Source organism: Candidatus Omnitrophota bacterium (assembly GCA_018894435.1).
Lineage (GTDB): Bacteria > Omnitrophota > Gorgyraeia > JAHIPI01 > JAHIPI01 > JAHIPI01.
Genome location: JAHIPI010000081.1, coordinates 1 through 3,673 on the forward strand (window position 1 = coordinate 1; position 3,673 = coordinate 3,673).

At 44.4% G+C, this 3,673-nt stretch carries 6 protein-coding genes; all 6 read left to right on the forward strand.

From position 1 onward, the window contains the following. Positions 1–694: glycosyltransferase family 2 protein (locus KKI13_06965; protein MBU4488780.1), on the forward strand; the 694-nt coding region annotated here is incomplete at its 5' end. A 15-nt stretch (positions 695–709) separates the two neighbouring features. Further along, on the forward strand, positions 710–1,351 hold the full coding sequence (locus KKI13_06970; protein ID MBU4488781.1) for a protein-L-isoaspartate(D-aspartate) O-methyltransferase: 642 nt from the start codon (positions 710–712) through the stop codon (positions 1,349–1,351). A 4-nt stretch (positions 1,352–1,355) separates the two neighbouring features. After that, on the forward strand, positions 1,356–1,859 hold the full coding sequence (locus tag KKI13_06975) for a small multi-drug export protein (protein MBU4488782.1): 504 nt from the start codon (positions 1,356–1,358) through the stop codon (positions 1,857–1,859). A 159-nt stretch (positions 1,860–2,018) separates the two neighbouring features. Continuing rightward, positions 2,019–2,618 (forward strand): TonB C-terminal domain-containing protein, encoded by a 600-nt coding sequence (locus KKI13_06980; protein MBU4488783.1) that lies wholly within the window; start codon positions 2,019–2,021, stop codon positions 2,616–2,618. An 82-nt stretch (positions 2,619–2,700) separates the two neighbouring features. Beyond that, positions 2,701–2,871, forward strand: a complete 171-nt coding sequence (gene rpsU, locus KKI13_06985) for a 30S ribosomal protein S21 (GenBank protein MBU4488784.1) — start codon at positions 2,701–2,703, stop codon at positions 2,869–2,871. Further along, the coding region (locus KKI13_06990) for an insulinase family protein (protein MBU4488785.1) at positions 2,871–3,673 on the forward strand (803 nt) is incomplete at its 3' end. The genes rpsU and KKI13_06990, both read left to right, overlap by 1 nt.

Sequence of the window (3,673 nt, forward strand, 5' to 3'; positions counted from 1 at the left end):
TATTGATTCAAAAGGAGATCTTATATTGAAAGTCGGCATATTAATACCGGCGTATAATGAAAGCGAGCACATGGGAGGCCTGGTGCGTACATTAAGGGGCATGGGCTTCGACCCTATAGTCATTGACGACGGTTCTAAAGACAATACCGCCGAAAAAGCAAAGGAAGCGGGCGCAAAGGTTATCAAACACGAGAAGAACCTCGGAAAAGGCGAAGCATTAAAAGCAGGTTTTGCGGCGGCTATCAAAGATGATTATGACGCTGCTATAATCATGGACGGAGATGCACAGCATAGCCCGAATGACATAGAGAAACTGATAAAAACGGCTGAAAAGAACCCCGGCGCTATGATAATCGGAAACAGGATGAGCAATCCTCGAAACATGCCGTTTGCGCGAAAGCTGACAAACCGCTTTATGTCGCTTCTTGTTTCCGGTATATGCCGGCAAAGGATACCGGATTCCCAGTGCGGCTTCCGCCTTATACGAAAGAATCTTCTCAAAAACCTTAAAATAGACTCGTCTCGTTTTGAAGTGGAGTCGGAAATATTAATAAGAGCAAGCGCTAGAGGCGTAAAAATAATATCTGTGCCGATAGAAACACTGTACGGTAGAGAATCCAGTCAGATCAACCCCTTTTGGGATACCTGCCGCTTTATATATTTTCTTCTCAAGTTGGCGCTTAATAAAAAATAGGTCTGCGAGCATATAATGGACTACAAATTGCTGCGTGAAAATATGGTTAGGGACCAGCTTATACCCCGCGGCATAAAAGACAGCTCTGTACTCGCAGCATTCGGCAAAGTTGAGCGCCATCTATTTGTGCCTGAGGAATTCCTTAAAAATGCCTACGGCGACCACCCGCTTCCGATAGGAAACGGCCAGACCATATCGCAACCGTTTATGGTCGCACTTATGACAGAATCGCTTGGGCTTGGGGGATGCGAAAAGGTCCTCGAAATTGGCACCGGCAGCGGATATCAAACGGCAATCCTGGCGGAATTAGTCGAAAAAGTCTATTCGCTGGAAAGAGTATCGTCATTAGCCGAGGGAGCAAAAACGATATTGTCGAGACTCGAATATAAAAACATTGATATTGATACGAAGGATGGTTCCCTGGGCTGGCCGGAACACGCTCCGTATGATGCCATAATAATAACAGCATCCTGCCCGGGCAGGCCTGCGACTTTACTTGCCCAGATAAGGGAAGGCGGAAGGCTTATTGCGCCAATCGGAGTAGCGTTTGGGCAGATACTTACGCTATTCACAAATAAATTGGGAACTATAGTCGAAAACGAGATTTGCGGCTGCATGTTTGTGCCGCTTATAGGCAAAGAAGGGTGGAATAGATAGCGATATGCTAGAAAATATTATGCATTTTTTAAAGGCTCTCCCGGCGGATATTGTAACCTTTATAATAGCGGCTTTACCGGTAGCGGAATTGCGTGTCTCCATTCCGTTCGCATACGCTATGGGCCTGCCATGGCCGAAGATAATGCTTATTTCCTATCTCGGTAATATGATTCCGATAATACCGCTTTTGTTTCTTTTGGGGCCGGTATCAAATGCCCTGCGAAGGTTTCCCATGTGGAAGCGTTTCTTCGAACGGCTTTTCGAAAAGACGAGGAAAAAGGCGGAACTCATACAAAAATATGAAGCGGTAGGCTTGATGCTGTTTGTCGCAATACCATTTCCGGGCACCGGCGCCTGGACCGGCTGCATAGCAGCATCTCTATTCAAGATAAAATTCAGGTATGCTTTTCCGGCCATAGTTCTTGGTGTTATCATAGCCGGCATCCTTGTCATGACGCTTACCTATATGGGCTTCAAAGTTGCCGATATAAACGGTGTGTTAAAGTAAACCCCGTTAGAAATAAGATTTCTAACGGGGTAAATGCGGGGCGTATTAAACGCTATGTATCGCAATAACATATTTCAAATATGCCTTATTGTTTCGGTTTTTCTGCACTTAGGGTTTATCTTGCCGTGGCCCTTCCTGAATATTTTTTCGAAAAATAATTTGGCCGTACAAAATATCGATCTCGTTTACCTTGCGGGCGATAAGCTTCCTGATATCGTAAAAATAAGTAAATCAAAGCCGGTATCCCCAAAAAATACCGCGCCTATGGTGCGAGAATCCGGCACAGAAGATAAAAAAGCGCCCCTTGCCGCAAAAAAATATGAGAATCCGGATATTTCGCCAAAGAATGAAACAAAGAAACCCGAAGAGGCCGCTTTTAAAGAGGAGGTCGGAAAAAATACGGCTGAAATAAAAGGCAGCGACCCCGAAGCACAGCCCAAGATAGTAGATATCGGAAACCGGAAGGGTATCGTTTACGAGGAGTACTTCCGCAGTATCCGTAATAAGATAAAAGCTATTATTGAAAAGAATAAGCGCGGGCGTTTCGGTAAGAACGAGATTTATGTAAAGTTTATTGTGAATAAAAGCGGCGCCTTGAAGGATATATCTCTCTACAAAAGCAGCGGCCCCAACTCGCGCCTGCTTGAAAAAGTTGCCATAAGAAGCATACGGGAAGCTGCTCCTTTTTTGCCATTTGGCGAGGGGATCAATGAAAATGAACTTTCCCTCAATCTGAAGATATTGTTTCAGCCTAATTAGCCCGTTGACATTGCACACTTGGTATAATATAATATTCGTGCTATTAGAGTAAGTGAAGACACGTAAAGGGGTGAAATACTAAATGTCTAAAGTTGAAATTGGTGAGCACGAGTCGCTGGAGAAGGCTCTGAGGCGTTTTAAGAAAAAGATAGAACGAGAGGGAGTATTAAAACAGCTTAAAGCCAGAAAACATTACGAGAAACCCAGCGAGCGCAAACGACGAAAGAGAAGAAGCTCCAAAACAAGGTTTTGATGAATAGAGCCGTGTCAAAACTTATAATAGCCGGTCTTCTTGCGGGCCTTTTATTTTGCCTGAATTCCTTTGCCGCGGAGGAAAAGGCCATCTACGGCCAGGATGTGACCTCAGAAAATATCCTCCCTAACGGCATGACCGTGATACTCCACGAAACCCCCAAGTCTCCCATAGTATCGATAAACATTCTCGTCAAGTGCGGCAGCTCCACCGAAGGTAAATATTCCGGAGGCGGGGTATCCCATTTTGTGGAGCATATGCTTTTTAAAAGCGGGGATGAGAAAGAAGTCAATAAGACTGTACGGGAGATAAAGTCCTTCGGCGGCACAATAAACGGCTTTACATCGCGTGATTATACCGTTTATACGGTTACGGTACCGAAAGAATTCGCGCTCTTGGCGATCGGCGTATTGAAAGATTTTATCTTCTTTCCCGATTTTGATGCCCTGGAAATAGACAAGGAAAGAGAAGTAATACTTGACGAAATACGTAGAAATAAGGATAATCCGGCATCTTGCCTTTCCAACATGTCATGGTCATCGGTTTTTAAGGAAGGTGCTTATAAATATCCGATAATAGGTTACGAGGATCTGTTTACCCGGCTTACCAAGGATGATGTTGAATACTATTTTTACCGAAATTACTCGCCGGATAATATGATTATGGTTGTCGCCGGCGATATACGCAATGAAGAGATCTATCCTGAGATCGAGAAGGTCTTTTCCGGTGTAAAACGATATTTTGTCAATAATGAGCCGGATTATGCAGAGCCGCCGCAATTAAGTAAAAGACTAGAGATGGA